42 protein-coding genes are annotated in these 26,930 nt (G+C 61.0%); 35 read left to right on the top strand and 7 right to left on the bottom strand.

What is annotated here, in order from left to right; all coding sequences use genetic code 11:
- Nucleotides 1-53: 53 nt before the first annotated feature.
- Nucleotides 54-260 carry a hypothetical protein gene (locus tag LOY54_RS17655; RefSeq protein ID WP_258607423.1) on the top strand — a complete coding sequence of 69 codons (207 nt, stop codon included), beginning with the start codon at nucleotides 54-56 and terminating at the stop codon, nucleotides 258-260.
- Here the strand turns inward: LOY54_RS17655 and LOY54_RS17650 are convergent.
- The 7 genes from LOY54_RS17650 to LOY54_RS17620 form a co-directional block, all read right to left on the bottom strand.
- A complete protein-coding gene (locus LOY54_RS17650) occupies nucleotides 247-597 on the bottom strand; it encodes a hypothetical protein (RefSeq protein WP_258607422.1) in 351 nt (116 codons plus the stop codon). The two genes, LOY54_RS17655 and LOY54_RS17650, sit on opposite strands and share 14 nt — an antisense overlap.
- Nucleotides 598-675: 78 nt before the next feature.
- Nucleotides 676-1,203, bottom strand: coding sequence for a hypothetical protein (locus LOY54_RS17645; RefSeq protein WP_258607421.1), 528 nt, complete (start codon nucleotides 1,201-1,203; stop codon nucleotides 676-678).
- Nucleotides 1,200-1,469 carry a hypothetical protein gene (locus LOY54_RS17640; RefSeq protein ID WP_115086266.1) on the bottom strand — a complete coding sequence of 90 codons (270 nt, stop codon included), beginning with the start codon at nucleotides 1,467-1,469 and terminating at the stop codon, nucleotides 1,200-1,202. The genes LOY54_RS17645 and LOY54_RS17640 overlap by 4 nt, the downstream gene beginning before the upstream one ends.
- 22 nt (nucleotides 1,470-1,491) lie before the next feature.
- Nucleotides 1,492-1,875 (bottom strand): response regulator transcription factor, encoded by a 384-nt coding sequence (locus tag LOY54_RS17635; RefSeq protein ID WP_115086267.1) that lies wholly within the window; start codon nucleotides 1,873-1,875, stop codon nucleotides 1,492-1,494.
- 211 nt (nucleotides 1,876-2,086) lie between these two features.
- Nucleotides 2,087-2,290: a hypothetical protein gene (locus LOY54_RS17630; RefSeq protein WP_258607418.1), complete on the bottom strand. Its 204-nt coding sequence runs from the start codon at nucleotides 2,288-2,290 to the stop codon at nucleotides 2,087-2,089.
- On the bottom strand, nucleotides 2,287-2,724 hold the full coding sequence (locus LOY54_RS17625) for a tellurite resistance TerB family protein (protein ID WP_258607416.1): 438 nt from the start codon (nucleotides 2,722-2,724) through the stop codon (nucleotides 2,287-2,289). The genes LOY54_RS17630 and LOY54_RS17625 overlap by 4 nt, the downstream gene beginning before the upstream one ends.
- Nucleotides 2,725-3,083: 359 nt before the next feature.
- Entirely contained in the window at nucleotides 3,084-3,818 is a 735-nt protein-coding gene (locus LOY54_RS17620) for a helix-turn-helix transcriptional regulator (protein WP_115086270.1), read from the bottom strand.
- A 104-nt stretch (nucleotides 3,819-3,922) separates the two neighbouring features.
- Between LOY54_RS17620 and LOY54_RS17615 the strand changes: the two genes are divergently transcribed.
- The 34 genes from LOY54_RS17615 to LOY54_RS17450 all read left to right on the top strand — a co-directional run bounded on the left by LOY54_RS17615 (nucleotide 3,923) and on the right by LOY54_RS17450 (nucleotide 26,895).
- Entirely contained in the window at nucleotides 3,923-4,147 is a 225-nt protein-coding gene (locus LOY54_RS17615) for a helix-turn-helix transcriptional regulator (RefSeq protein WP_115086271.1), read from the top strand.
- Between the two features lie 219 nt (nucleotides 4,148-4,366).
- Nucleotides 4,367-5,029, top strand: coding sequence for a Rha family transcriptional regulator (locus LOY54_RS17610; protein ID WP_258607415.1), 663 nt, complete (start codon nucleotides 4,367-4,369; stop codon nucleotides 5,027-5,029).
- A complete protein-coding gene (locus tag LOY54_RS17605; protein ID WP_258607414.1) occupies nucleotides 5,029-5,778 on the top strand; it encodes a DnaT-like ssDNA-binding domain-containing protein in 750 nt (249 codons plus the stop codon). Before LOY54_RS17610 ends, LOY54_RS17605 begins: the two co-directional genes overlap by 1 nt.
- Nucleotides 5,775-6,461: a replication protein P gene (locus LOY54_RS17600; RefSeq protein ID WP_258607413.1), complete on the top strand. Its 687-nt coding sequence runs from the start codon at nucleotides 5,775-5,777 to the stop codon at nucleotides 6,459-6,461. The genes LOY54_RS17605 and LOY54_RS17600 overlap by 4 nt, the downstream gene beginning before the upstream one ends.
- Nucleotides 6,458-6,661 carry a hypothetical protein gene (locus LOY54_RS17595; protein ID WP_258607412.1) on the top strand — a complete coding sequence of 68 codons (204 nt, stop codon included), beginning with the start codon at nucleotides 6,458-6,460 and terminating at the stop codon, nucleotides 6,659-6,661. The genes LOY54_RS17600 and LOY54_RS17595 overlap by 4 nt, the downstream gene beginning before the upstream one ends.
- Nucleotides 6,658-6,954 (top strand): DUF1364 domain-containing protein, encoded by a 297-nt coding sequence (locus tag LOY54_RS17590; RefSeq protein ID WP_258607411.1) that lies wholly within the window; start codon nucleotides 6,658-6,660, stop codon nucleotides 6,952-6,954. The genes LOY54_RS17595 and LOY54_RS17590 overlap by 4 nt, the downstream gene beginning before the upstream one ends.
- Complete coding sequence (locus tag LOY54_RS17585) at nucleotides 6,951-7,400, top strand: VRR-NUC domain-containing protein (RefSeq protein WP_258607410.1); 450 nt, start codon at nucleotides 6,951-6,953, stop codon at nucleotides 7,398-7,400. Before LOY54_RS17590 ends, LOY54_RS17585 begins: the two co-directional genes overlap by 4 nt.
- Nucleotides 7,397-8,695, top strand: coding sequence for a site-specific integrase (locus LOY54_RS17580; protein WP_258607409.1), 1,299 nt, complete (start codon nucleotides 7,397-7,399; stop codon nucleotides 8,693-8,695). Before LOY54_RS17585 ends, LOY54_RS17580 begins: the two co-directional genes overlap by 4 nt.
- The gene (locus tag LOY54_RS17575; RefSeq protein WP_258607408.1) at nucleotides 8,692-8,880 is read left to right on the top strand and encodes a hypothetical protein; all 189 of its coding nucleotides are present in this window, start codon (nucleotides 8,692-8,694) and stop codon (nucleotides 8,878-8,880) included. Before LOY54_RS17580 ends, LOY54_RS17575 begins: the two co-directional genes overlap by 4 nt.
- Entirely contained in the window at nucleotides 8,877-9,194 is a 318-nt protein-coding gene (locus LOY54_RS17570; RefSeq protein WP_258607407.1) for a hypothetical protein, read from the top strand. The genes LOY54_RS17575 and LOY54_RS17570 overlap by 4 nt, the downstream gene beginning before the upstream one ends.
- 10 nt (nucleotides 9,195-9,204) lie before the next feature.
- Nucleotides 9,205-9,783, top strand: a complete 579-nt coding sequence (locus tag LOY54_RS17565) for a hypothetical protein (protein ID WP_258607405.1) — start codon at nucleotides 9,205-9,207, stop codon at nucleotides 9,781-9,783.
- A gap of 448 nt (nucleotides 9,784-10,231) precedes the next feature.
- Entirely contained in the window at nucleotides 10,232-10,555 is a 324-nt protein-coding gene (locus LOY54_RS17560) for a phage holin, lambda family (RefSeq protein WP_258607404.1), read from the top strand.
- A 3-nt stretch (nucleotides 10,556-10,558) separates the two neighbouring features.
- Complete coding sequence (locus tag LOY54_RS17555) at nucleotides 10,559-10,789, top strand: hypothetical protein (RefSeq protein WP_258607403.1); 231 nt, start codon at nucleotides 10,559-10,561, stop codon at nucleotides 10,787-10,789.
- 73 nt (nucleotides 10,790-10,862) lie between these two features.
- A complete protein-coding gene (locus tag LOY54_RS17550; protein WP_083333958.1) occupies nucleotides 10,863-11,093 on the top strand; it encodes a hypothetical protein in 231 nt (76 codons plus the stop codon).
- The gene (locus LOY54_RS17545) at nucleotides 11,093-11,431 is read left to right on the top strand and encodes an HNH endonuclease (RefSeq protein ID WP_258607402.1); all 339 of its coding nucleotides are present in this window, start codon (nucleotides 11,093-11,095) and stop codon (nucleotides 11,429-11,431) included. Before LOY54_RS17550 ends, LOY54_RS17545 begins: the two co-directional genes overlap by 1 nt.
- 148 nt (nucleotides 11,432-11,579) lie before the next feature.
- Nucleotides 11,580-12,086, top strand: a complete 507-nt coding sequence (locus tag LOY54_RS17540) for a terminase small subunit (protein WP_258607401.1) — start codon at nucleotides 11,580-11,582, stop codon at nucleotides 12,084-12,086.
- 2 nt (nucleotides 12,087-12,088) lie between these two features.
- Entirely contained in the window at nucleotides 12,089-13,780 is a 1,692-nt protein-coding gene (locus tag LOY54_RS17535) for a terminase large subunit (protein ID WP_258607400.1), read from the top strand.
- On the top strand, nucleotides 13,780-15,177 hold the full coding sequence (locus tag LOY54_RS17530) for a phage portal protein (RefSeq protein ID WP_258607399.1): 1,398 nt from the start codon (nucleotides 13,780-13,782) through the stop codon (nucleotides 15,175-15,177). The genes LOY54_RS17535 and LOY54_RS17530 overlap by 1 nt, the downstream gene beginning before the upstream one ends.
- Before the next feature lie 13 nt (nucleotides 15,178-15,190).
- Nucleotides 15,191-16,066 carry a head maturation protease, ClpP-related gene (locus LOY54_RS17525; RefSeq protein ID WP_258607398.1) on the top strand — a complete coding sequence of 292 codons (876 nt, stop codon included), beginning with the start codon at nucleotides 15,191-15,193 and terminating at the stop codon, nucleotides 16,064-16,066.
- Nucleotides 16,067-16,080: 14 nt separating this feature from the next.
- A complete protein-coding gene (locus LOY54_RS17520) occupies nucleotides 16,081-17,295 on the top strand; it encodes a phage major capsid protein (RefSeq protein ID WP_258607397.1) in 1,215 nt (404 codons plus the stop codon).
- A gap of 43 nt (nucleotides 17,296-17,338) precedes the next feature.
- Complete coding sequence (locus tag LOY54_RS17515) at nucleotides 17,339-17,728, top strand: hypothetical protein (RefSeq protein WP_258607395.1); 390 nt, start codon at nucleotides 17,339-17,341, stop codon at nucleotides 17,726-17,728.
- Between the two features lie 3 nt (nucleotides 17,729-17,731).
- Complete coding sequence (locus LOY54_RS17510) at nucleotides 17,732-18,208, top strand: head-tail connector protein (RefSeq protein ID WP_258607393.1); 477 nt, start codon at nucleotides 17,732-17,734, stop codon at nucleotides 18,206-18,208.
- Between the two features lie 29 nt (nucleotides 18,209-18,237).
- Nucleotides 18,238-18,528, top strand: a complete 291-nt coding sequence (locus LOY54_RS17505) for a phage head closure protein (protein WP_258607391.1) — start codon at nucleotides 18,238-18,240, stop codon at nucleotides 18,526-18,528.
- Nucleotides 18,525-18,995: an HK97-gp10 family putative phage morphogenesis protein gene (locus LOY54_RS17500; protein ID WP_258607389.1), complete on the top strand. Its 471-nt coding sequence runs from the start codon at nucleotides 18,525-18,527 to the stop codon at nucleotides 18,993-18,995. The genes LOY54_RS17505 and LOY54_RS17500 overlap by 4 nt, the downstream gene beginning before the upstream one ends.
- 5 nt (nucleotides 18,996-19,000) lie before the next feature.
- On the top strand, nucleotides 19,001-19,348 hold the full coding sequence (locus LOY54_RS17495; protein WP_258607388.1) for a DUF3168 domain-containing protein: 348 nt from the start codon (nucleotides 19,001-19,003) through the stop codon (nucleotides 19,346-19,348).
- A gap of 8 nt (nucleotides 19,349-19,356) precedes the next feature.
- Entirely contained in the window at nucleotides 19,357-19,827 is a 471-nt protein-coding gene (locus LOY54_RS17490) for a phage tail tube protein (protein ID WP_258607387.1), read from the top strand.
- Nucleotides 19,827-20,294, top strand: a complete 468-nt coding sequence (locus LOY54_RS17485) for a phage tail assembly chaperone (RefSeq protein ID WP_258607386.1) — start codon at nucleotides 19,827-19,829, stop codon at nucleotides 20,292-20,294. The genes LOY54_RS17490 and LOY54_RS17485 overlap by 1 nt, the downstream gene beginning before the upstream one ends.
- A 23-nt stretch (nucleotides 20,295-20,317) precedes the next feature.
- Entirely contained in the window at nucleotides 20,318-20,617 is a 300-nt protein-coding gene (locus LOY54_RS17480) for a DUF4035 domain-containing protein (RefSeq protein WP_258607385.1), read from the top strand.
- A 67-nt stretch (nucleotides 20,618-20,684) separates the two neighbouring features.
- Complete coding sequence (locus LOY54_RS17475; RefSeq protein ID WP_258607384.1) at nucleotides 20,685-21,071, top strand: hypothetical protein; 387 nt, start codon at nucleotides 20,685-20,687, stop codon at nucleotides 21,069-21,071.
- Nucleotides 21,072-21,313: 242 nt separating this feature from the next.
- Nucleotides 21,314-24,496, top strand: coding sequence for a tape measure protein (locus LOY54_RS17470; RefSeq protein ID WP_258607383.1), 3,183 nt, complete (start codon nucleotides 21,314-21,316; stop codon nucleotides 24,494-24,496).
- Nucleotides 24,496-24,834 (top strand): phage tail protein, encoded by a 339-nt coding sequence (locus tag LOY54_RS17465; RefSeq protein WP_258607382.1) that lies wholly within the window; start codon nucleotides 24,496-24,498, stop codon nucleotides 24,832-24,834. The genes LOY54_RS17470 and LOY54_RS17465 overlap by 1 nt, the downstream gene beginning before the upstream one ends.
- A gap of 8 nt (nucleotides 24,835-24,842) precedes the next feature.
- Nucleotides 24,843-25,526 (top strand): phage minor tail protein L, encoded by a 684-nt coding sequence (locus tag LOY54_RS17460; protein ID WP_258607380.1) that lies wholly within the window; start codon nucleotides 24,843-24,845, stop codon nucleotides 25,524-25,526.
- A 2-nt stretch (nucleotides 25,527-25,528) separates the two neighbouring features.
- Nucleotides 25,529-26,299, top strand: coding sequence for a C40 family peptidase (locus LOY54_RS17455; protein WP_408980520.1), 771 nt, complete (start codon nucleotides 25,529-25,531; stop codon nucleotides 26,297-26,299).
- Nucleotides 26,299-26,895, top strand: a complete 597-nt coding sequence (locus LOY54_RS17450) for a tail assembly protein (protein ID WP_258607378.1) — start codon at nucleotides 26,299-26,301, stop codon at nucleotides 26,893-26,895. The genes LOY54_RS17455 and LOY54_RS17450 overlap by 1 nt, the downstream gene beginning before the upstream one ends.
- The last annotated feature ends 35 nt before the right edge of the window (nucleotides 26,896-26,930 follow it).

Genomic DNA, 26,930 nt, shown 5'->3' with positions numbered 1-26,930 from the left:
TTTTGGATGGGGTATTACGGGTGACCGGCATGGGGCCGGATCAAGGATAGAAAATGGTCGACTTGAAAGTAATTGATGAAGCAAACAAGCTTTCCGCGGCGATACCGGCTGCAATCAGTAAGCTTCAGGAATATGTGACTGAGCACGAAAAATCAGAAGACGATTATCTTGAGGTGGTAAGAGAGCTCGAAAGAGCAATCTCATCTGCTCATTCGAAGTGGCAGAAATTTGCAGAACAAAACTTCCCTAATTGGGGCTGATGATCTCGTCGCCAGGATCGCGTTTCAGCTCGGCCCGACTGGCTTGATCAAACTGTCGCGCTAGCTTTGGTGATATCTCAAAAGCTGGCGCGTCAGGTTGTTGCAGTCGGCGCGCCTGCTCTTGCGGCGAGGCTGCCAGGAACGACCGGTGCAGGTTCTGCAGTAGCTCCTGTAGTTGGGTGTAGCCGTGGGTTTTCATCGCTCCCTCCATTCCCACCCGCGTTCCGGCAGCCATCTCCACTTGCATCCGCTCGATGCCAAAGCGTTCTGCTTCGGCCTTCTTTCTGTCGCGGTAGTCCGCCGAGTGCTTGGCTGCCCCTGTCTTCTTCTCGGCCATTGCCGATACCTCGCAAGCCGCTGGGCGGCAAGTTGATCCATTGCTGGCGCCGGCCGTGCCGGACGCGGTTCATGCGTTTCAAGGCCTGTCGCTCCAGCGCGGAAAGTCGATTCCGTTTTCCTCGGCCAGGCGTACCAGGTAGTGGTTGCTGATGCCGAGTTTCTTGGCAACGAAGTTCCGGCTCAGGCCGATGCCGCTGTTCGCCCTGATCAGCTCGACCAGCTTGGCCTTTTCTTCGGCTTTGGCCTGGCGGGCAACTTCGCGCCGCTGGCGCTCTTTGTCGCAGCTCTGGAAGAAGATCCCGGCCTCTTTGGCAAGACGGTGCAGCTCCGTGCGACTGATGCCGAGGGAGCGATAGGCTTCGTCGAGGGTCATGGTCTTCGCCGCCACCCTCGCGCGCTCTACCAGTTGGCGCTTCTGCGTGGCAGCAGCCCGGGCGGTTGAGTCGCCTTCGGCGTTATGGCTGCTGTGGTGCGGCCGGCGAGGGCAGTATTCGAACGCGGGCAATTCGACTGGCTGCCCACCACCTGCAAAGAACTGGTCAATGCTGGCGCTGAGCTGATCCAGCACCTGCTGGCGCTCATTGGGGATAGGGCCGCCGATCATTGCCGCCCCACCAGCTTGCGCGTCGCAGCTGCCTCCAGAGCATCAACAAACCGCAGGGCTGCCTTGTAGGTGAAGCAGAAGCAGCGCGTCTTGCCGGTCTCCACGTCGACGATGTGCCACGCCTTGCCCTTGGCTACGGCCTTGTACCGCGGCTCGGTCGTTGGAGCGGGAAGGCCGATCTTGGCGTAGAAGTCAGCGGTGGCCAGGATGGTGCGTTCGCGCAGGGCGGCCAGGCCGTCCACGCGCTGCTGCATGGCTGGGTGCATGGTGAACTCCTCGGGGTGGGTGTCAGGCGTGCAGGTCGAAGGATTCGGCCTTGCGGATGATTCGAACTTGGGCAATGCGGCGCTCTGGCACACGGCGGTCGCGGCGCATCGGGTCGGTGTCGCCCGTGACAGCGTGCATAGCCATCAACCCGACCAGCAGGATGCACATCGGGCTGATGATCTGGCGCTTCATGGCTTCGGCGACCAGGGCCGCACGGCGGTGAACGCCGAGCTTGTACATCGCGTTTTCGATTCGGTTGGCCACGGTGCCCGGGGTGATCTGCATCAGGCGGGCAATCTCTTTGGCTGTCATGCCCTGAGCTACTGCAAGCAGTGCTTCAAGTTCACGCGGAGCCAGGCCGCGCCCGAGGAAGCCCTTCCAGGAGCCGCTGGTGATCGTTTCCATGATGAGTAACCTCGGGTGTTGGCTGCATTGGGGTGTGATCTGCCGGCGCTGATCTCCGGCTTGGCGGCCTAACTCTCTGATGCCTCAGTAGCTCGCCAACGAGACTAGGTTTGCGCATCAGCCTGCGCATTCAGATCACACTCCGATGCAGCCTGGTGATGGGGAACCAGGTGATCGGGCAGTTAACGTCAGGCTGACGTGGCGCTGGTTGTTACTGCTGAGTGCGCAGCTCGCTGCGCGGCACCCAGGAGGCGCCGGTTTTCACCATGCAGCCGACGTAGGGTGCGAAGCGGGTTTGGCGCTCGGTCTGATAGCCGTACCAAGAGCAGGATGCCCAGTTGGCGGCAGCGCTAATGGCCAGAGCCATCGCGCCGATGCCTGCTACTGCTGCCAGGCCTAAGCGCTTGCGCTTCAAGCTTCGATCCCGAAGTCTTTGAGGCGCAGCCCCAACTGGGTGCCGATCTCGGCCAGCACCTTCAGTTCTTCGGCGCTGATGTTGCCGTCGCCTTCCGCCACGGTGATCATGTTTACGAACACCTCCTCAGCATCGAGTGGGTTGTTTTTGATGTCTGCGATCTCACGCATGATGTTCATGCGACCCAGGCGGAAACCGGCCTGCAGTTGCTCGGTGAACAGGTTTACCGTGGTGGTGATTTCCTGGCCGAAGTGCTCCAGGTTCTTGTTGGCGCGGATCTGGATGTCGATCTGCGCCGCTTCGTTCTTGCTGATCTCGCCATCTGCCGCGGCGACCAGCAGGCAGCCGCCGACGATGGCTTGCATCAGGTCGCGATTTTCCAGTTTCTTGACTGCGCGCTTGGCGCCGAACAGTTTCTTTCCGATACCGAACATGGGGTGTTCCTCTGGTTGATTTCCCGTCTGGCCCTGTCGCCAAGGCCAGCCAGTGAAATCTGCCGCGACCCGCTACTGGCGTCGGTCTTTGGCAATCTTCGAATTGTTCTCTCCGGCCGCGACCCTGGTCCGCCGGATAACTGTTCTTGGCGCTTTACGCTGCACGCCTGGGTCAGTTGCCAACCCTCTGGACTGTTGAGGCCTGTCCATCGCTGCCTTCGTTGCTGGCCGGTGGTGATCCGGCATGGCGCTAATATCACGCAACGTGTTTATTCAAGTCAACACGTAACGTGATTATTTTTTTCGAAGGCAACAAAAAGCCCGGCACTTGGCCGGGCTTCAGGGTGTTGAGTGGGGCGCTACCAGAGCACTGAGGACCAGAACACCTTACCGAGAACAATGATCTCTTTTGCGATCATCTCCTCTGCGGTGTACTCCTCATCGGGGTGTTCATCGCGATTAAAGCTGCGCATCCTGATACCGCCACCAGGCAGGCGGTAAAGGGTCTTCACCCGTAATTGCCCGCCGTGGTTTATCGCGTACATCTTGCCGTCAACGATTGATGTTGAGCCTTGATCGACCCCGACAGTACTTCCGTCGGGAAGAACAGGCTCCATGCTATTGCCGCCAACGGTGACACAGACGGCTTCACTTGGCTGCACGTTTTGGCGCCGCAGTGTCAGCTTGCCAAATCGCAACCTGCGAGACTGTGACTGCTCGATGACCGTTCTACCTTGGCCTGCTGAAAGCTCAACTTCTTTGAGGTAAGGCACGTAAACCTCATCTCCATCCAATGGCGTGTCGTCATCCCATACGTCAATGGGGCCCAGGTAAGTCGCGTTTGCTTCCACCTTTGTTGCCGGCATTGCTTCAGCTTCGGTCTTCGGTTTGAAGTCGAGAATGAGCTCGGACGCCTCTACGCCAACCGCCTTGGCGATCAGGCTTAGATCGGCAAGGGTGGGCTCCCGGGTGTCCGTTTCATAGTTCCCGACACGGGATTGGGACTTCCAGCCGCACGCTGCTGCCAGGGCCGCCTGTGAAAGTCCGGCAGCCTTTCGGTGCCTTTTGATGCGCTGTCCAAGGGTCTCTTTCATAGGCGTGATTGTAATCACGTTATGAAATACCTTCCTTTCACTATTCGTGATTGTCATTAACACGATACGTGTTTATCCTGAGCGTACGTTAATGAGGAACCCCTATGAACAACGTTCGAAAGATTCGAGAGGGGGCGCGAATCAGCCAGGCCGCTTTGCGGCGGCAACTCAACTGGAACCAGTCGCGCCTCGCAAATTATGAGGCCGGGCGTCGAAGCCCAGGCCTTGAAGAAGCCCGGCTGATTGTGGCTGCGCTCAATGCGCTCGGTGCCGCTTGCTTGCTGGATGACGCTTTCCCGCCAGCGGATGGAAACAAAGACGCCGCCTGATTGCGAAACGAAGTATCCCGATCCTGGCACTGCGCCAGTAGATGACCAAAACACCTGCGAATCCATCCAGTACTGGAACTGCAGGCGAAAAAAAACCGCCTGGCAGGGCGGCTTCTTCAAAACAACGTGAGGTCGATTATGCACACTGCAGTCGATGCAAGCAACACCAAGCCCAGCGCGTCAGTTTTCGACAATTCGCCAAACCTGTCGCGTCAGGTCATGTCGTCTCGGGAGGTCGCCGAGCTGACCGGCAAGGCCCACGACAACGTGCTGCGGGATGCCCGCGCACTGGTAAAGCAGGGTGTCCTCAAATCTGAGGAGACCCCATACACCCACCCGCAGAACGGCCAGTCCTACCCGGAGTTCCTGCTCGGCCAGCGTGACACCTTCGTGCTGGTATCCGGCTACAACGCCAAGCTGCGCGCGAAGATCATCGATCGCTGGCAGGAGCTGGAGGGCAGGGTGGTTGGCCAGTTCCAAATCCCGACCACCTTCGCTGAGGCGCTGCGTGTTGCCGCTGACCAGGCCGAGCAGAATTTGCAGTTGCAAAAAGTGGTTGAGCAGCAGGCGCCGAAGGTCGCGGCCATCAAGCGCCTGGCTGCCGCCGGTGGCGCCATCTGCATCACCGACGCCGCCAAGCACCTGCAGTTGTCGCCATCCAAGCTATTCGACTGGCTGGAGCAGCACCGCTGGATCTTCCGTCGCAAGGGCTCTCGCCGCTGGATAGCTTATCAGCCGCGCATCACTGCCGGCCTGATGAAGCACAAGGTGACCGGCCTCAAGCCTGATGCTGAAACCGGCGTAGAGCGCGCCGCCTTTGATGTGCTGGTGACGCCGAAGGGCATTGCCCGCTTGGCTGAGCTTCTGCTGGAGGGCGTGTGATGGCTGGCGACTGGATCAAGTTTGAACTGACCACCCTGGACAAGCCTGAAGTCTGCCAGATCGCAGACCTGGCCGACATCGATCTCGACGCGGTGGTTGGAAAGCTGATGCGCGTATGGGGCTGGTTCGATCAGCAAACCGAAAAAGGTAACGCTCCCAGCGTTAGCAAAAAGTTACTGGATCGCTTGGTCGGCGTTATCGGCTTCTGCGAGCACATGAAGTCGGTCGGCTGGATGGTTGAAGCTGAGGGGGTTATTACCCTGCCTCACTTCGAGCGTCACAACGGCAAGACCGCTAAAAATAGGCTTCTCACGGCAAAGCGCGTAGCCAGCCACAAGGCTGCTAACGCAAAAGGTAACGCTGCTAGCGTTAGCGGCGCGTTACCTAAAGAAGATGTAGAGAAGAATGAAGACCCTCTCTCTGCGCACGAGCCTGTCGACCCTCGCATGCCTGGCGAGATGACCCTGGCTTGGGCGCCAGATGCCAAGCTGCTGAAGACCTATGCCGTGCACAGCGGCGTGGCGTTGACCCTGTTCACCGAGGAAGTGCGCCGTGCTTTCACCGCCCACTACCAAGCTCGCGGCCAAGTGAACACCCAGGCCGAGTGGGTGCAGATGCTGGTCAAGTGGGTGATCACCGATAAGGCCCGGGCGGCCGCCTCCAATGTCACGCAATTCAGGCCAAAGGGCGCACCAGTCGACGACTTCGATGCCGACGACGATCAGTGGGTGCCGGAGGTGCAATTGTGAAGAGCGTATCCGTGATTGCTCAGGGGCTGTGGTCCGATGCCAAGGCTGGCGAATTTATCCCGGCTACCACCCGCGATCAGCAGCCTCGCGACAGTGAAGACCGCAGCACGCTAGTCGCGGCGATCAACGATCTGTTCAAGGAGCTTCGTTCGATTCGGTCTGCATGGCGTCAGGCCTGGCCGGACAAGGAGACTTACCAGGCGGCGAAGCGCCAGTGGTACCAGGCGTTTCTCGAAGAGGGAATTTGCAGCCAGGGCCAGGTCGCGTTCGGCATGGCACAGGCCCGCAAACAACCCGGTGACTTCATTCCCAGCCCTGGCCAGTTCATCGAGTGGTGCAAGCCGTCGCCTGAAATGCTCGGGCTTCCACCGCTCGCCAAGGCCTATCGCGAAGCCTGCCGCAATGCTCACCCGGGAATGGCCGGGCAGGGCAACTGGTCGCATGACGCTGTCTGGCATGCCGCCAAAGAGTGCGGTTTCGAGAATCTGAACCGTCTGGCTGCCGACTTGAGCTTGAAGCTCTTCGAGCGGAACTATGCCATTGCGGTCCGCCGCGTCCTTGCCGGCCAACCTCTTCAAGCCATGCCGCTGGCAATTACGCTGCATGCCCCAACGCGCTCCACGCCAGAGGTAGCCCGTGAAGCATTGGCCGCATTGCGAGCGTTGCGAGGCGCCCGGACATGATCGATCCGATGCTGATCAAGCCCGAACTCACCGAGTACCACTGGGCTCTGTACGCCTGTGGCCATCTGCTCGACCTCACCTCCGAGCCACATCCGCCTGTGGGCCTGTATCGCGACGAACAGTCGGCGACCTTGCATGGCCTGCAAATGTGGCCCGCCACTTTCACCGTCATCGACCTCAACAAGGACGACCGAGCATGAAGCAGAGCAAGTTGACCAAAGCAGCGCGTGGCCGGGAATGCCAGGTGCGCATTCCGGGCGTCTGCAACGGCGATCCCGGCACTACCGTGCTGGCCCATTACCGCATGGCCGGCACCTGTGGCGTCGGCATGAAGCCGAACGACCTGCAGGGCGCCCATGCCTGCAGCGCCTGCCACGACGCCTGCGATGGACGCAGCAACATCGTTGATCGCGAGACCGCGCGCCAGTATCACGCCGAGGGCGTCATGCGCACCCAGGCCCTGCTGATCCGCGAGGGGGTGATTGCCGCATGAATAGCCAGAAACCTCCGACTCGAAATCCGCCACCACTCTTCCCCGGCAAGAAGACCCGCGCCAAGCCGGTAGACCGTGAAGGCCTGGAGCAGGCCTCGCTGATGCAGGAGCTGAAGTTGCGCTTCCCTGAGGCCTACAAGCTGACCTATCACGTCCCGAATGGCGGGCACCGGGTGAAGGCGGTCGCCGCCAAACTCAAGGCCCAGGGTGTGAAGGCCGGTATCCCTGACTTGGTGCTGCCGATGGCGCGCGGCGGGTACTTCGGGCTGTACATCGAATTCAAGGCGAAGCCGCCATACGACGCCGCCGTGTCGCCGAGCCAGGACGCCTGCATCCAAGCGCTGCTCGAACAGGGCTATCTGGCCATCGTGTGCCGCGGTGCCATCGATGCGATTGAAGCGATCCGCGCCTACCTGCTGCAGCCGCAGACGAGGGCGGCGGCATGAGCAAGACCCGCGCTGTGAAGTTCACCGACGCCGAGATTCGCCGGCAGGCCGCCGACCCTGCCGTGCACGACTTGCGCGACCCGCGTCACCCCGGCCTGTACCTGCGTTTCGGCCAGGACCGGCAGCGCGGGTCGTGGTACCTGGTCAAGGGCAAGGCCTGGAACCAGATCGCCCGTTATCCTGAGCTGGGCGCCGCCGCGGTGCTGGCCGAGCTGCCTGCGCTGCGTCAGCGCCTGCTCCGTGATCCAGACGCCGCCGTTGCTTTGGGCGGCCTGTCCACCGTTGGCCAGTTGCTCGACTGGTACAGCGACCGTATGAGCCGCGACCGCTCGCTGTCGGCCAAGCGCAAGACCGGCGCCAAGTCGGCCATTGCGTGCCACCTGAAGCCACGGCTGGCCGATCTGCCGATTCGGGCCCTGTCGGCACCTGAGTTGGACAAGCTGTTGATGTGGCCCGCGCAGGAAGTGCTTTCTCTGTCCTACGTGCGCCAACTGTTCGGCCTGCTGGTCGTCGCGTTCCGTCAGGCCCATAAGCTGGGGCTGATCGATACCAACCCCATGGCCGCGCTGAAGTTCGTCGACTTCACCAAGGCCCGGATCATGCCCAAGCCTGCCCGGCTGCGTGGCGTGCACCTGGTCGAGCTGGTACCCATGCTGGCCGGCCTGTTCGACAGCGAGCCCGGCGAGGCCATGCTTGCGCTGATGATGCTGTGCCACGGTACCCGGGTGGGTGAGACCCGCCTGGCGCGCTGGTCCGATATCTCGATGGCCGACAGCGAGTGGTTCATTCCGGCCGAGCACACCAAGACCCGAACCGAGCACCGGCTGCCGCTGACGAACCAGACCAAGGCCATGCTGAGCCGATACCGCGCTGCTCAGACCGCCCAGGGCTATGAGGGCATCTACCTGTTCCCGTCGCGGCGTGGCCGGGCCCTGAGCGAGGGTCAGGCCAGCGCCGTGTTCACCCGTCTGGGCCAGGGCGAGTGGACTAGCCATGACCTGCGCAAGGTCGCCCGCACTGCCTGGACTGACCTGGGCATCGACGGTCACATCGGCGAGATGCTGCTGAATCACTCGCTGGGCAAGATCGCCTCCACGTACATCAACACCCAGGCCCGGGAGCAGCGTCTGGCCGCGTTGGAGAAGTGGCACGCCTGGTTAGATGAACGCGGATTCAATGCGGTTCACAACCTGACAGGCGCCCAATATGAAGATTCGCAAAACCCTGTGCAGCCCTTGAGCGACGTGGCCTGCAAGGCAAATCCGAAAATTGTTAATAGCGAGGTTTCGAAATGACCAAAGACCCGTTTGCTCCGAGCATCAGCGTCTGCCAGCACGCATCCACCATCCTGGCGCTGCTCGTTGCCTGGCTCATGGGTTTCACGGGCTGGAGCGCGCTGCTTTTCATCTTGATCGTTGCCGGTGGAGGCGCCCTCGAGGGTGCCGTGCTGGCCCTGCGCAAGACTGGTTACCGAGGATGAGAAATAGCCACGGACCGGCCTTTGGCAAGCAGGCGGTGGAGCTGGATCAGTGCCCGGCCTGCCACGGCAAAGCGGTGATCAGGGGTGTGTTCCATGACCTGGCCTGCGTGCAATGCAACGCCTCGGGCTGGGTGGCTACCGCGACGGGGGAAGCGCTGCCAGTGGATGAGCTGGTCACCCAATTGAGCCTGCGCCTGCAGGCCGCACAGCGACAGATCAACGAATTGAAACAACCTCGGGCCGTTGGGCCGGAGGCGATTTATCAGGAAGGCAACCGGCTGGGCGCCGGGGGCATCAACTACACCGGGGATTGAGGGGAAGGACATGATCTATAGCAGTGTACTGGCGGCGGTCGTTTCGGCTCTCGCAGCGGAGGCGATCGACAATACAAGCAAGCAGGCCTGGCAGGAGCTGTATCAGCCCGGCAGCGAAGATGGGCACGACCTGGCGACATTGAGCCGGTCGGTGGAGCAGGGCGGAGTTACCCGCATGGATGCTGACTGCTGGGTATTCGCTCGGCTGCACAGCCTGTTGAAGCCGCGACACTGGGATGTCCTGGTTGCGAAGTTCAGCACCCACAAAGGTCGCAAGGTCCAGTCAATTGGCCGCCTGCAACCACTGGTGGCATCGCATGCGCCAAGCCTGTTCATTGTCAGTGCGGTGACGGCCTGGGCAATTCCAAAGCTGAAAGGTGCCGATGGTAAGCGCTCCAGCGACATGATCGTGCTGCCAGTAGAATTCTACGATATCAACCGCTGGGACCCGGAGGCCCGACCGGAACGCACTCGACGCCGCTGGAAGAAGGGCATTGAAGACCTGCTTGAGGAGATGGTGACTGAAGCGCTTGAGGCTGCCGCCGTGATTCTCGACTACGAAGGGCTCGCGATGAAAAATGCCGCTTGACATCAAATGGCCGCATGGCCGATTATTTACCCATGATGTCATTTCTGCGCGTTATCAGTAATTGCATCTTCAGAAGGTTTTAGGCAGCAGCGGCTACAGTGTCCGCTGATGCAGGTAGCAGGTCGGCGGCTTCACGACCCGTCAAGGTACTTGGGTTCCTCCTGGCATTCGTTCTTTTGGTTGGTCTCAGTTTTTCATCGAGCCTTCTTTTGAATATGCCGACCACGGCGGCACAGAGCGTGGAATGGAGTTTGTTTATGGTAAAAGCCCTTGTTTCGTCCCTGCTGGCTACTCTTAATTCGCTTGGAGTGAACTACCTTTCTTCAAGCCTGCTGCCTAAAGCCTTCTGAGATCATTTAACCCCGCGATTGCGGGGTTTTTTGTTTTTGAGTCAAGCCCGCCAAGTGCGGGCTTTTTCATTTCCGCTCCCCGAAAGGGAGGAATCGAGATGGCCCATATGCCAGAGAAAGACCCCGGCCTCTGGGCCGCCTTGATCGCCTGGGTGATCGCCCATCAGCCACAGCTATATGCCGCTGGCCTGTCCGTTGTTATCGCTGCGCTGCGTGTTGTGTACGGCGGCGGGACGCGGCGACAGATGTTCTTGGAGGGCGCCTTGTGCGGCCTCATCACCCTGGCCTTGGTGCCGCTGCTCGAATGGATGGGCCTGCCGCAGGGCATGGCCACCTTCGCCGGCGGTGCTGTCGGCTTCATGGGTGTGGAGAAACTGCGCGGCTACTCGGACCTTTTCCTGTCGCGCAAGGCGCAGGGCTGACCAATGAATCGAAAGCAGATTGCTACAGCAAACAGCCTGTTCTTCACGCGCGACCAAGTGCAGCGTCGCCTGGACACCGTTCTGAGTGGTTCCGGTGTCTCGCTGATGATTACTGGTGACTATCAGGTGCCGACTGTTCTGGCTGCTGTTGTGGAGCCGCTGGCAGATCACTTCAGGAAAGAGCTCGCCGACATTGATGGTCAGCTCAAGCTGATGGGATGGAGCGGCGAGTAAGCGGCGGGCCTCCAGAGCTGCGCCACGAATTCAAGAAGCGCCATTTCGTGGCGCGTCCAACCAGAGGTTCACCATGGACAACCAGCACAAGAAAATCACCGGCTACCGCGACCTTAGCCAGAGCGAGATCGACGGCATGAATTCGATCAAGGCCCTGGAGGCTGATGCCGGCGAGCTGTTCAAGCAGATCGGGCAGATTGAGGGGGTCGACCCACGCCTGCTGGCTCTGGCCAAGACCAACCTGCAGCAGGGCTTCATGTGGTTCGTGCGCTCGATTGCCAAACCTGCCGACCCCTTCAGCTGATGGCCAGGCTCACCTCCCTCAAGCCCCCCATGCAGGCGCAGCCGTCCCGGCTTGCCTCGGTGAACTCTGACTCATGGCGATCAACCAAGGGCACAGCCGCGCAACGCGGGTATGGGTACAAGTGGCAGAAGGCGCGGGCTGCCTGGCTAGAAGCTCACCCGCTGTGCGTGTACTGCCAGCGCGAAGGGCGGGTAACTGAAGGCTCAGTCGTCGACCATATCATCCCGCACAGAGGCGACATGAAGCTGTTCTGGGATCGGAGCAACTGGCAGACCCTGTGCCGTCCCTGCCATGACGTGGTCAAGACCGCCGAGGAGGCGTCAGGCCTGATCGGTTGATGCACGTCAGTGGCGTGCTGCATCGAGTTGAAGCACGTCAATTCCCCGATCTGGCGGGGGGGGGTGGGTCGAGAGTTCGAGGCTTTTCGCTCCTAGACCACCCCTCCCCGCACGCGCAGATTTTATTTCCCTATTGAGGTTTTTGTTAATGGCTTTAACACCCAAAAAACGCGACTTCATCGCCGCGGTGAGGGGAGGTGCGTCCAATCGCGACGCGGCCATTGCGGCTGGATGCCCCGAAAAGACTGCCTCTGCGGCTGGTTCCCGGCTCGCAAAAGACCCGGATGTGATCGCCGAACTGCACAAACTGAACGCCCTGCATCCTGTTAATGGGGCTGTTAAAGGTGTTAAAGGCGAAGCGGATGAGTCGGGCGTGGCGGAAGCGGTCGGCGAGGTCGAGCCTGCCGGTTTTGATCTTGGCGCGGCCTTGATGCATCGAGATCCCAAGTCATTCCTCCTGGCAGTGATGAATGACTTGGGCACCGAGCCAAAATTGCGCGTCGACGCGGCAAAAGCGCTCATGCCTTTTGTGCATCAGCGCAAAGGTGAGGGCGGCAAAAAGGAAGAGCGCCAGAAAGCCGCCGAGCAGGCTGCGAGCAAGTTCGGCCGCCAGGCGCCACCAAAGCTGGTCGCTGAGAACGGCAAGAAGGTGTAGCGATGGAATGGACCACCGCCTGCATCGATTGGGAAGAGCGCTTGATTTCAAGGCGTTCGATCATTCCGCCGCCGATTTTCCCTGAAGAAGCCGAACGAGCCCTGCAGATTTTCAAGGAGCTCAAGGTTCCCGATCTGCCTGGCAAGCCGCGCATGGCGGATTGCTGCGACGAATGGGTTTTCGATTTTGTCAGAGCCATCTTTGGTGGGTACGACAGCGAAACCGGTAAGCAGCTGATCCGTGAGTTTGGCCTGCTGATCAGCAAGAAGAACACCAAGTCCACTATCGCTGCGGGAATCATGCTGACAGCATTGATACTCTGCTGGCGTGAGGAAGAGGAACACCTGATCCTGGCGCCGACGCGCGAGGTTGCAGACAACGCCTTCAAGCCGGCCGCCGCGATGGTTAGGGCGGATGAAGAGCTAACCGCGATGTTCCACGTCCAGGACCACATTCGGACGATCACCGACCGCACCACCAAAAATAGCCTCAAGGTAGTGGCGGCCGATACCGACACGGTATCCGGCAAGAAGGCCGGCAAGGTTCTGGTGGACGAGCTGTGGGTTTTCGGCAAGAAGGCCGGCGCCGAGGCCATGTTCATGGAGGCCCTCGGCGGCCAGGTGTCGCGCAATGAGGGTTGGGTCATATACCTGACCACGCAGAGCGACGAGCCGCCAGCCGGCGTGTTTAAAGAGCGGCTGAAATATTGGCGTGATGTTCGGGATGGGATTGTCGAAGACCTCAAAACGCTGGGTATCTTGTACGAGTTCCCGGCCTGCATGGTCAGCGACAAGGATTACCTGAAACCCGAGAACTTCTACATCACCAACCCGAACCTGGGGCTTTCCGTCAGTGCCGAGTGGCTCGAAGATCAGCTCAAGAAAAGGCTGGCTACCAGCGACGGCTCGCTGCAGAAGTTTCTGGCGAAGCACCTCAATATTGAGATCGGACTCAACCTGCGCACCGACCGGTGGGCTGGTGCCGACTATTGGGAGTTTGCTGCCGAGACCGGTTTAGAGCTGGAGAGCCTGCTGGAGCGCTCCGAAGTAGTGACGGTGGGAGTTGATGGCGGCGGCCTTGATGACTTGCTCGGCCTGACCGTGCTTGGCCGGGAACCTGTCACGCGTCGATGGCTCCACTGGTCTCACGCCTGGGCGCACAACATCGTATTTGAACGGCGGAAGGATATCGCCAGCGCGCTGCGAGACTTCGAGCGGGCCGGCGACCTCACTGTCGTCGACCGACCTGGTGACGACGTCCAGCAGGTTGCCGACATTATCTGCGACATCAGGGATCGGGGCTTGCTGCCGGAGAAGCTGGCAATCGGCGTCGATGCGGCAGGCATCGGCGATATCGTCGACGAGCTGACCACCCAAGAGCGCGGGATCGTCATGGAGCAGATCGTGGCTATCTCCCAAGGCTGGAAACTCAACGGCGCGATCAAGATGACCGAGCGCAAGGTGGCCGGCGGTGAGCTGGTCCACTGCGGCAGCGCACTGATGAACTGGTGCGTCGGCAATGCCCGGGTCGTACCTCAAGGCAATGCCATCACGATTACCAAGCAGGCCAGCGGCTCGGCAAAGATCGACCCGCTGATGTCGACGTTTGACGCTGTTTCGCTGATGGCTCTCAACCCCGAAGGCGCTGGTGATATCCAGGGCTTCTTTGATAACCCGATCATGGTAGGAATCTGATGGCCGAGAAGAAACCGGGCCGGGTGAAGGCTGCGCTGCAAAACTGGCTTGGGGTGCCCATCGGCCTGAAGGACGGCGCATTTTGGCAAGAGTGGTTCGGCAGCTCTGCATCTGGAAAGCATGTATCGGTCGATAAGGCCATGCAGCTGTCCACGGTGTGGGCGTGCGTGCGATTGCTGTCCGAATCCGTTTCCACTCTCCCGCTTAAGCTATACCGGCGCCTCCCGGATGGGTCGCGCGAGGTGGCCAAAGAGCACCCACTGTACCGCTTGCTGTGCCGCATACCGAACGCCGAGATGACGCCGCAGCGCTTCATGCTGCTGGTGGTGGCGAGCATTTGCCTTCGAGGCAATGCCTTCGTAGAGAAGAAGATGATCGGTAGCCGGGTGATCGCCCTGGTGCCGCTCTTGCCTCAGTGCATGAAGGTCAAACGGCAGGACAACGGACGCCTCAAGTACACGTATAACGAGAATGGCGTTGAGCGCGACATTCCCGAGAAGAACCTGATGCACATCCGGGGGTTTGGTCTGGATGGAGTGTGCGGGATGCTCCCTGTCACCACCGGCCGCGAGATCTTCGGCTCGGCCATGGCGATCGAGGAGGCCGCGGCGAAGGTGTTCGCTCAGGGCATGCAGGCCTCCGGCATTCTGAGCAGCGACGCCAAGATCACGCCGCAGCAGCGCGAGCAACTTCGGACCAGCATGCAGGCGTTCATGGGATCGAAGAACGCCGGCAAGATCATGGTGGCGGAAGCAGGCTTCAAGTACCAGGGCATCACGATGAACCCTGAGGCTGCGCAGATGCTGGAATCCAGGTCTTTCGGGATCGAAGAAATGTGCCGCTGGTTCCGCGTGCCGCCCTTCATGGTTGGCCACATGGACAAGCAGTCCAGCTGGGCTGCCTCGGTCGAGGCGCAAAACCTCCACTTCCTCACCAACAGCCTGCGACCACTGCTCGTCAACATCGAGCAGGAAATCACCCGCTGTCTCATTGGCGAGGCTGATGCTGAAGAGTTCTTCGCTGAGTTTTCGGTGGAAGGCCTGCTGCGCGCGGATAGCGCCGGCCGCGGCGCCTGGTACAACACTGCGCTGCAAAATGGCTGGATGTCTCGCAACGAGGTGCGCCGCCTGGAGAACCTGCCTCCTATCCCTGGTGGCGATACTTACACGGTGCAGTCCGCGCTTGTCCCCCTGGATCAGCTCGGAAAGCCGGCCGCGGGTGTCTCGCCGGCAGCTTCGGCATTCATGCTTCGGCTGGTTTCGGCGCGCAACAACGACGACCGAGAGGCCATCAACAAGGCGGTCGAACTGGCTTCCGAGGCCCTCGAAACCGGAAACCCCGATGGGCCAATGATGGCTCACGCGCTGATATCGATGCCGCTGCTCAAAGCGGCCTGACCCGGAGCACCCCATGACACTGAAGACCCTTCCGGCAGCGCCGGCGGTGCGGCCGCACGCGCGCGTCGAATCCGACCTACTGCCAAAGGCCATGGAGCGCTGGAATCCAGCGATCAAGGCGGCAGCCGGTGACGACTCTACCACCATCACAATGTACGACCCGATCGGCATGGACTGGTGGACGGGTGAGGGCGTCACTGCCAAGCGCGTTAGCGCTGCACTTCGCAGCATCGGCGACAAAGACATCACCGTGAAGATCAACAGTCCAGGCGGCGATGTTTTCGAGGGCTTGGCGATCTACAACTTGCTGCGCGAGCACAAGGGCAAGGTAACCGTCCAGGTGCTTGGCCTGGCCGCCTCCGCTGCATCGTTCATCGCCATGGCCGGCGATGAAATCCAGATCGCCCGAGCCGGCTTCATGATGATCCACAACGCCTGGACCATCGCCGCTGGCGACCGAAACGACTTCACGGAAGTCGCTGACTTCCTCGACCAGATCGACGCAACCCTGGCCGACATCTACTCAGTCAGGACGGGTGATGAAGCCGCGGCGATGCGCAACCTCATGGACGTAGAGACCTGGATGGGCGGCAGTTTGGCAGTCGAAGCCGGCTTCGCGGACGGCCTGCTCCCATCGGATGCGGCACAGGAAGACCCGCAGGCCATTGCGCCTCAGCAGGTTGCGGCGCGCCGCCTGGACACGATCCTGGCCAAGCAGGGAATGCCTCGCTCAGAGCGCCGCTCCCTGATTCAAGAACTCAAGGGTGGTACGCCTGGCGCTGCCCCCTCCGGTACGCGCAGCGCTGCCGAAAACCAGGCCGACTTGGCCAACCACTTTGCCGATCTACAGGCCGCCATGTCGCGGTTCTCGGCAGCAGCCCTCAAGTAACCGGAGAAGATCCCATGGCAGACAATACCGCTGACCTGTTGAAGCAGGTCTCCAACGAGCTCAAGCAGGCCACCAGCGATTTCAGCAAGCAGGCTGAGAACGCGCTGGCTGAGGCCAAGAAGGCCGGAAGCCTGTCCGAAGAAACCAAGAATGCCGTCGACGAACTGGCGACCAAGTTCAACAGCCTGACCGAGGCCGAGAAGCAGCTGAAAGCCCAGCTGGGCGAGCTCGAGCAGGAGTTCGCCCGCCGGCCTTCGGCTGGCACCCCGCAACCCCAGGACAGCCTCGGCGGCGTTGTGATCAAGAGCGAAGCGCTCAAGCAGTTCGCGGCCAGTATCGAAGGTGGCAAGCGCGTCAACATTCCGGTCAGTGCCGCCCTGCTGTCTACCGATATCCCGGCCGGCATCGTCGAGCCCCAGCGCCTGCCCGGCATCGACACCGCGCCGAAGCAGCGCCTGTTCATCCGCGACCTGATCGCCCCGGGCCGAACCACTGCCCCGGCGATCTTCTGGGTGCAGCAGACCGGCTTCACCAACGCCGCCAAGGTCGTGGCCGAGGGTACCGCCAAGCCGTACTCGAACATCGAATTCGCATCGAAGCTCACCGGCGTGTCGACCATCGCCCACATGTTCAAGGCCTCCAAGCAGATCTTGGACGACTTTGCCCAGCTGGGTTCGACCATCGACGTTGAAATGCGCTACGGCCTCAAGTACGTCGAGGAGCAGGAGATCCTGTTCGGTGACGGCACTGGCGTGCACCTGCACGGTATCGTCCCTCAGGCCTCGAAATACGTCCCGGCATTCGAGGTGGAGAAACGGTCGGGCATCGATGATCTCCGCCTGGCGATGTTGCAAGCTCAGCTGGCGCGCTTGCCTGCTTCTGGTCATGTCTTGCACTTCATGGACTGGGCCAAGATCGAGCTGACCAAGGACTCCCTGGGCCGCTATATCCTCGCCAACCCGCTGGGTCTGGCTGGCCCCGTGCTGTGGGGGCTGCCTGTCGTGGCTACCGAGGTCGCTGCTTTCCTGGGCAAGTTCCTGACCGGCGCATTCCAGACCGGCGCTCAGTTGTTCGACCGTGAAGACGCCAACGTGGTCATCTCGACCGAGAACGCCGACGATTTCGAGAAGAACCTGATCTCGATCCGCTGTGAAGAGCGTGCAGCCTTGGCGGTGAAGCGTCCAGAAGCGTTCATCTTCGGTGAGTTCGCCGCCCCGGTCACTCCGTAACCCAATGTGAGGGCCGCACAAGATGCGGCCCCTGGAGGCATTCATGAAGCTGAAAACCCTGAAACCTCTGTACCTGGGCGGCCAAACGCTGGTGGAGGGCACGCCATTCGAGACCATTGAGCAGCACGGGCGCCAGTTGATTCAGAAGGGCTATGCCGAATTGGAAGACTCGGAGCGCGAGGTGGTGGTGACCATCTCGCAGGAAGATGCAGTTGGCGCGGGCGTGCTGACCGCCGGTAGCTTGGGCGCCGTCACCTTGCCGACTGCCCAGCCAATCGCCGCCTTCAAGGCGAAGCACAAAGGCGGCGGTAAGTGGATCGTGGTTGATGCCGGTGGAAATCAGGCCGGCGCCTTCTCTGGCGATCAAGAAGCAGCCAATGCGGAAGCCGAGCGTCTGACCGCCGGTGGCGAGCCAGAGCAGGCCGAGGAGTAAGCCATGTCCGTGATCGCCATCGACATTGCCATGCATCACTTGCGCGCAGAATCTGACGACCAGGTGCTGGTTCAGGCGCAACTGGAAGCGGCGGAAGAGGCGGCAATGCGGTTCCTCAATCGCCGTTTCTACTTGGATCAGGTAGCCCTCGACGAGGCCAGGGCTGGCGTGTCACAAGCGATGCAGGATGCCAAGGCGGCCAACGTGGCGGCTGTTGCCGCTGCCGAGGCCGAGCAGGATCACGCTCTTCGCTGCCGGCTGCTCGAGCATGCGCGACAGGCGCTGGCCGAAGCCTATGACCAGGCCGACACCATCGCCTATGGCATGGTGCTCAACCCGGCAATCCAAGCTGCCTGCCTGCTCAAGCTGGGCCACCTGTTCGCTAATCGCGAGGAGGTGGTGACCGGCACCATCGCCACCGAGCTTCCGCTGGCTTCACAGCACCTGTTGATGCCTTACCGCATCCGGATGGGTGTGTGATGCGAGCCGGGCCACTACGTCATCGTTGTATGCGTCGCGGTTATGTCGAGGGTAAGGACGCCCTCGGTCAGCCAACAAAGACCTGGGGCGACCTCGGCAAGCTGTGGGCTGAGATCAACATTCCATCGGGCCGCATGTATGAAGCCGCAGCGCAGATGCAGGTTCAGGTCAGCGCTGAGATCAACATCCGGTACCGCAAGGATGTGGTCGCTGGTCAGCACCTGGTCCACGACGGCATCAGTTACGAAATCATCGCCCCGCTGGCAACCAACCAGCGGGACATGCTCAAACTCATGTGCAAGACGGTGAAGCCCAAATGAGCAACGGATCATTGACTGTCGTCGGCCTGGGCGACCTGCAGGCCGACTTCGAGCGCCTGGCTCGGTCGGTGGGCAACAAGGTCGTGCGCGATGCTGTCATTGCTGGCGCGCGGGTCGCCCGGGACAAGACGCGGCAGGCGGCCCCATTCAAGACCGGCAAGCTGAAGAAGAACATTGAAGCCACCCGCGTGAAGCAAGGGGAAACCCCTGGTGGAGCGACGGCCGGAGTTCGCGTGAAGAGGCCAGCCGGCAAAACAAGTAAACCCCGCAAGCGTCCAGGCAAGGCAGGGAAGTCGACCACAACCGACTACGACGCGCCGTTCTACTGGCGATTCCTCGAGTACGGCACATCGAAGATGCCGGCGGCGCCGTTCATTCGCCCAACCTGGGATGCCAACCTGGCCGAGATCGAGAAGGCCACCGCCGACAAGCTCGCCGAAGGCATCGACAACGCAATCACCCGGTAACCCCCATGATTGAGCAATCCCTCATCGCCAGGCTTTCGCCCTTGGTGGACGGGCGCGTTTTCTTTGGCGTTGCCCCGGCCGATGCCGAGCAGCCGCGCCTGGTGATCCAGACCATCGGCAGCGATACAGGGTTCACCCTGGCCGGCTGGGATGGCTCCAAGGACCTCACCATCCAGCTCGACGCCTGGGGGGAGAGCTTCCTTCAGGCGTTGACCCTGGCCGGCGAGGCTTTCGCGGTCATGACCGCCGACGGCGATGACTTCACCACCGGCAGCGCAGATCGCCTGCCGGACGTTTTCGAAGATGATACCAAGCTCTTCAGCGTCAGCTGGGAGTACACCCTGCAACCATAGGAGGCCCCATGGCCGCGCAGAACCCAACCAAAGCGAAGTTCGTCAAAACGCAGGGTACCCAGCTCAGCGTTTCCAAGACCACCACCCTCGACCCGGCCGAGGTCGGCCTCGAGTTCGCGGACCTCTCGGTCACCATCAAGCAGCCCCAGTTCCAGGGCGGTCAGTCGGATGAGATCGAAGTGACCACCCTGGCCAGCGAGGCCAAGGAATACACCGTGGGCCTGGCTGACAACGGCACCTTCAGCATGTCCGGCAACTGGAAAGCTGACGATGAAGCCCAGACCGTGCTGCGCACCGCCCGAGATGATGGCGAGCCGCGGGCATTTAAGTCGGTGTTCAAGGACGGCACGTCCTCTGAGTTCCTTGGCCTGGTTACCCAGTTCACCTGGGACGCCGCACCCAACGGTACCGTTAACGGCACCTTCAACGTGCGCATCACCGGCAAGGTCGCCTTCAAAGTTCCTCCGGTGACCCCGTAATGGCGCGCGCAAAGATTGCAGGCGCACAAAGCCTGCGTACCATGGCGCTCGACCCTGCTCGCAACTTCAAGCATGAGCTGCTGGACGTGACGGAGTGGGATGGCGCAAAAGTCGTCGTGATGGCGCTCAGTGCTGGCGATTGGGCTGAGTACCGCCGCCGGGCTGCAGCTGCCGTGGCCGCCGCTCGCGCGGCTGTCGGGCTGAGCGAGATCCCTGAAGCGGAAGAGGGGGAGGCGCCGGCCGCGCGGCTGGTCGATATCGACTCCTCGCCGCTCTACGCCTTTGTTCTGGTGCGCACCCTGCTGGACGAGTCGCACGCCCGAATCTTCGAGGATGCGGATGTTGAGACCGTGGCCAAGGCGTTCAGCCCTGTGCACGACCGTCTGGTCGGCAAGGCCTTCGAGCTCAGCGGCGTTGAGGCTGGTGCTGGCGCTCAAGATCCAGTGGAAGCAGCGGGAAACGACTGACGGAGGAGCCAGAGTTGGCTTTCATGCTGACTCTGGCCCTCCGGCTGGGCATGACTTTGCAAGACCTGCGGGAGCGCATGAGCGCTGAAGAGCTGTTCCTATGGATGGCCTACAACGAGGAATCCCCGCTCAGCGATGCCCGGGGTGATATCCAGGCCTCGATCATCGCCGCGTCTACGCTCCAGGCCCAAGGCGCCAAGGTCACACCGATGGACCTCTTGCCGAAGTGGAAGCCGGACGCAGTGCGATCAGCCGAGGAAACGCCAGAAGAAGGGGAGGAGCTGTTCAAGGCATTCTTGATGGCCAGCGCCGACGGCGAATAGCGCCAACATTTTTAGAGCAGCATCCGTAGTGATAGAGTTCCCATTTTGCCGTCGAATAGGTGGGCAAGTGCTCAAGTACACGGAGTTCGATCGACAGAAGGTCAGGGATCTTCTGGATGAACATAACGCTGCAGTTGAAAGAGACGAAAGGATTATTGGTCATTCGCATGAAGCTATTGCGAGAAATAATCAAGAAATTGAGCGGCTTCGCGAAATCATGAGCGATTCCGAAAGAGCAATTTTTGATGAACTACTCGACTCCGAGATGCGAGTTGATGAGCGCAAGGTTAGAGAGGCATTGATCATTGCGCGACATGAGAGTCGAGAGGCTCAGGCCTCTTTGAAGTCTGAGCAAGACCAAGATCTAAAAGAAGCAGAAAACGGAGCGAAGATCACCTATTACCTGGTTTTTGGGGTATTGGGCGTGCTGCTTTTGCTGTTCCTTTTCCGTTAGTTTCAAGCCAACCTCAAACCCGCTTACTGCGGGTTTTTTTATGCCTGGAGAAAAGTATGGCAGGGCAGACTCTGCGCTCTCTGATTGTTAGCGTCTCGGCGGAAACAAGCGCGTATCAGCGTGAGATGGCTAGAGCTGGGCGAATGGGGCAGAGCTACCTCCGGACTATCACTTCTGGAAACCGGGACGCGACCAGTTCGTGGCGATCGCAAGAAGCTGCTGTTCGCGCTCAGGGTGCTGCGATGCAGTCGCTTACCTCGACGGTTGGGAGTTATGCAGCGGCTATGGCTGGCGCGCTGGCGGTGGGCAATGTTATCCATCAGGCTGATGCTTGGAATCAGGTCAATGCCCGGCTGAAGCAGGCCACCACCAGTACTGAAGATTTCGCAGTCAGCCAGAAATCGCTGTTTGAACTCAGCCAGCGAACCGGCACTTCGTATTCTGATAATGCTGGACTGTTTAGCCGGTCAGCATCATCGATGCGCGAATTTGGATATTCAACCTCCGAAGTACTTGGAGTAACCGAAGCGCTATCTATTGGGCTGCAGGTATCCGGCGCAAGCTCTGAGGGCGCATCAGCTGCTATTACTCAGTTTTCTCAGGCACTGGCTCAGGGCGTACTGAGAGGTGAAGAGTTCAACTCTATCGCTGATAGCGGAGATCGCGTTCTTCGAGCCCTAGCGGCCGGGATGGGAGTTGCACGGGGTGACCTCAAGGCAATGGCGGACCAAGGGCTCATCACTATTGATAAGCTCGTTCCGGCCCTGATCAGTCAGCTTGGCGTGCTGAACGCTGAGTTCGGCAAGCTGCCTCCTTCGGTAAGTCGCTCATCGACGGCATTTACCAACGCGTTCCAAGCTTGGATTGGTGGGGCGGATGAGGCCTCAGGAAGTATTGCTCTTCTGGCTGGCTCGATAGACCTTGTCACCAAGCACATGGACACCCTTGCCGCCTCTGTGCTGGTAGCCGGCGCTGCCTATGGCGGCTTGAAATTCGGTGAGATCGTCAAGGGGCTGAAGGATCAAGCTAACGCATCGCGCGATGCTCGCGCCGCCGAAATTGGTCGTACTGCTGCGCAGCTCGATGCCGCCACTGCTGCAGCCAGGCGCACTGCTACCGAGGTTGCTGCTGCTGAATCGCAAGTGGTTGCCACCAGATTCACCGATGCGCATACGGCTGCTCTCAGCCGCCTGCGCCTGGCTAGGTTGGCAGATGCCCAGGCAACGGCAGCGCAGACGGCAGCGCAGGTCGCGCAAACGGCAGCGTCCTCCCTGGCTGGCCGCGCTGGTTCGGCGCTGTTAGGCGTCCTGGGCGGACCGGCTGGATTGGCGATTACTGCCGGCACAGTTGCAGCGAGCTACTTACTGTTTCGCGACAGCAGCGACCAGGCTCGCCGCGCAACTATCGACCTGAAACGACCGGTGGAGGAGTTGCGCAAAGAGTTCGCAGCACTCGGCAAGGAACAGGCAAATTACAAGCTTGATGGCGTCTTGGAGCAGCAGGCTGCGGCGCAAGTAGCCGCCCAGAAGGCGCTTCGGGAAATCAGGGCTTCCGCTCAGGCGGGAGATAAGTGGGGAGATACCTTTAGCGCGAATCCATTTCAGCGGGATCGTGCGGTCACAGACTTCAATCGGCGAATTGCCGGCGGTCAGGATATCTACTCTGCTAGTCAGCAACTTGTTGCGGCTATCGGTCCGAATGAGCAGATGACCAAGGCAATCAATGCCTCGGCTGCTGCGTATGGCGATGCGATAAAAGCGTCGGGCGAGTATGGCGATGTAGCCAACATGCTGCGCGGCAGGTTGGATGACGTTGCTGCAGCTGCGGCCGGGGCTGGCGCAGGGCTCAAGAAGATTGAGGGGCCAGACCAGAAGACGATCGACGGCTGGACCAATTACACCAAGACCCTGGTGGAGCGCCTGAATGCTGCCCGCGATGGCGGCGACCCCATGGGCGAGCTGAATCGCCGCATCCAGCGCGAAGGTGTTGACCCCGGGGTTGCAGAGGGCTGGCGCATCCTGGTGCAGGCTGAGACGCAGGCCAAGGAGGTGGCGAAGGCGGCCGACGAAGCGCAGCAGAAGGCCAAAAAGGCTTCGGAGGACATCCAGCGGCAGGCCGAGCGGCTGAACGATGCCTACAAGCAAACCCTGGGTAACCTGACCCAGCAGGTCGCGCTCTATGATGAAACGACCGAGCTGGGCCGACTGCGTTACGACTTGGCCAACGGTGAGCTCTCTAAGCTGAGCGACCGGAACAAGGCCTTACTCGAAGGTAAGGCCATCGAGCTTGATGCGCTGAATGCCCGCAAGGCTTACGACGGTCTGATGTCCAGCCTGCAAAGCAAGGAGCAGGCTCTACTCGCTACCACACGCGAGCGGATGAAGGTGCTGGAAACGGCCAAGCGCGCCGGCACCCTGAACTCGGACCAGTACCGGGCGGGCGCTGATGCGATCTCCAAAGCGACCATCACTGAGGCGCCGGAGTATGGCGGCCTCGATGCTTCTGTCGCCGGGGCTTCCGGTGAGCTGATCAAGATCGCCGAGGCCGAAGCCGCGCTCAAGAAGTGGCACGACAAGCAACTGACGCTGCAGGCCGAGCTGCGCGACCAGATCCTGGCCGACCAGCAAAGTACGAATGAACAGCGCCTGGCTGCCGAACAGCAGTACCTGGACCGCGTAGCGGATATCACCAGGACCAACAACGAGCGCCTTTCCGGCATTCAGGATTCGTACAAGGTGGCGGTGGTCAGCACCTTCAGCGAGCTTTCGGGCCAGGCAGCGGACATGGTCGGCAAAATCGCCGGCGAGCAGTCCGGGGCTTACAAGGCCTTGTTCGTCGCGCAAAAGGCCTTCGCGGTCGCCTCGATCATCATGAACGCGCAGATCGCCGCGGCGAAAGCGCCGGCTGAGCTGACAGTGCTGGGCGGTATTCCAGTGGGTGCGGCGCTGCTGGCTGCTGGCTACGCGAACGCCGGCATGGTCGCCGGCATGGCCCTGGCTGGATTTTCCAGCGGCGGTTACACCGGCGACGGTGGCAAGTTCGAACCCAAAGGGGTGGTGCACGGCGGGGAGTTCGTCCTGCGCAAGGAGGTAGTGCAGCTGCCGGGCATGCGCGACTACCTCGAAGGCCTGAACAGGCGCGGCTATGCCACTGGCGGCTACGTCGGGTCGGCTGCTGCGCCTGCTTCGCTCGGGTATTCAATGCCACCTGTCGCCGATGGCGCTACTGCAGCGCCGCGAATTTCCATCCACATCAGCGGCGATGGCACGGGCGGCTCGGTTACATCCACTGAGGGCTACGAGGCCATGGGCCAGGCCATTCTCAACACGGTGCGCCAAGAAATGCCCAAGGTTGCCCGGGGCGTAATCATCCAGGAGAAGGGCCAGAACGGCCTGCTTGACCCCAGCAACAGGAGGAATGGGTGATGCCTGAAGTATTCACCTGGTCCCCGCGGGTGGGGTCGAGCGGGGACGTACAGGCCAATGTGCTCACTTCCCAGTACAACAACGGCTACAGCCAGCGTCTGTCGGTCGGGATCAACAACCTGGCCGGGTCTCATCAGGTTTCGTTCACGGGGACTGAGGCCTATCTGGCACCGATTCTGGCGTTCTTCATTCGCCACAAGGGCGCGATCAGCTTCCTCTGGAAGCCACCCTTGCAACCCCAGGGTCGGTACATCACCACAGGTGGATGGCAGACAGCGAGCCACGGCAAGGGGCGATACACGCTCAGCACCACCTTCCAACAAGTCTTTAGTCCATGAGGTAAAACATGATCACGGCAGACGACCAGAAGCTTGAGCCCGGCGACCTGATTCAACTGCTCGAGCTGGACGGCGAGTCGCGGGGTATGGGCACTTTGCGTTATCACGCGCATCAATGGGATGGCCCGATCTATTGGAAGGGGCAGGCCTACCTGCCAAGGCCGTTCGAGGTTGGCGGCTTTGGCCGTGGCACCGAGGGCAACACCAGCACCCCAATGTTGAAGCTGGGCAACCTCGACGGCGTCATCACGGCCCTGTGCGTTCAGTTCCACCACCTGGTGGGGATCAAGGTCACTGTCCGTGAGACGTACGCCAAGTACCTCGATGCCGCCAACTTCCCTGGCGGCAACCCGACGGCCAGCGACCAGGAGCGCACCAGTATTTCGTTTATCAACGTGCCGACCAGTATCGGCCGGCCGGAGATTGTGTTCGGCCTGGCGCCGCCGACCTCGGTAAAGGGGCAGATGCTGCCGGGCGGCTTGATCATGAACCGCTGCGAGTGGTGCCTGTGGGGTGAGTACCGCGGGCCCGACTGCAACTACACCGGCACCAAGATGTTCGATGCCGACGGCAACCCCGTCGACGATCCCGCGCTGGACCGGTGCGGTGGGCGCCTGAGCGATTGCAAAAAGCGTCACGGCGAGAACAGCCCTTTACCCTTTGGTGGCGTCCCTGGCGCCGGCCTGGTGTGACCATGAACAAGACTTTGCTGAAGCAGGTGCAGGCCCATGCCCAGGCCGAGCTACCCCGCGAATGTTGCGGGGTAGTGATTCGGGAGAATGGTCGGCGTGTGTACGTCCCGTGCCGCAACGACGCCCAGACGCCGAGCGAGCACTTCATCATCAACCCGGAAGACCAATGCGCCGCTGAGGATCGCGGCGAGATCGTCGAGATCGTGCACAGCCATCCGAATGCGCTGGCCGCGCCCAGCATGGCCGATCGCGTCAGCTGTGAGCTGCACGGCGTGCCCTGGTTCATTCTGGGCTGGCCGGGAGGCGACACGGCGACTATCAAGCCGGAGGGTTACCAGGCTCCGCTGCTGGACCGCGAGTTTCACCATGGCATTCTCGATTGCTATGCCTTGGTGCGCGACTGGTACGCCCGGGAGTGGAGCATCGACCTGCCGAACTTCCCGCGCCGCGATGGCTGGTGGAACGAGGGCGAAAGCCTGTACACGCGCCACTATGAGGATGCCGGGTTCTATCGTGCCGCCGACCTGCGCAAGGGCGACCTGATCGTGATGCAGATCGCCGCCCATGGCGGCGCCATGCCGGCAGCACCCAACCACGCCGGCGTGTACCTGGGGGACGGCCTGCTTTCCAGTGCGCCGGACCTGCATGCGGCGCCTGGCACTTTCCTGCACCACCGTTACGGCAAGAGGTCTACCCGGGATGTGTATGGCGGGATGTGGGCTGAGCGCACGGTGATGATTCTTCGCCACCAACGAGCACCGGAGAGCACCTGATGGCTATGCCAGTACCAGCCCCGGCTTTGCCGCCGGTTGTTGCCGTCCGCCTTTATGGCGTATTGGGCTCGCGCTTTGGCCGGGTTCACTACCTTGCAGTCGCATCTTGCAGCGAGGCGATTCACGCCCTGTGCGTGATGCTGCCGGGCTTTAGGCGCTTTCTGCGCCTGGGGCATGAGCGGGGGCTTGAGTTCGCGGTATTCCGCGGCAAGCAGAACCTCGGCGAAAGTGAGCTTGAAATGCGCTCGACCCAGGCTGATGACATCCGCATTGCTCCAATTGTGGTCGGCAGCAAGTCCGGCGGCTTGTTCTCCACCATCGCCGGTTTCGCCCTGATCGTGGTTGGCGCAATCACCCAGCAGTACTGGCTGGCTGCAATCGGCGCCGGCCTCATGCTGGGCGGTATCGCGATGAACATGGCCCCGTCCACTGCCGGCCTGCTGGGCGAGGAGGGCGACGGCAACAAATCGTCCTATGCGTTTGGCGGCGCTGTAACCACCACAGCGCAAGGACGCTGCAAGCCATTGCTTTACGGTGAACGCGATGTAGGGGGTGCCCTGGCCTCGGCGGGCGTTTATGCCGAGGACCAGGTCTGATCGAACAGCTTCAACGAACCGCCTACGGGCGGTTT

Source organism: Pseudomonas sp. B21-032 (assembly GCF_024748965.1).
In the GTDB taxonomy this organism is placed as follows: domain Bacteria; phylum Pseudomonadota; class Gammaproteobacteria; order Pseudomonadales; family Pseudomonadaceae; genus Aquipseudomonas.
Note: the sequence above shows the minus strand (reverse complement) of the source record. Positions and strands in the feature narration are given on the sequence as shown.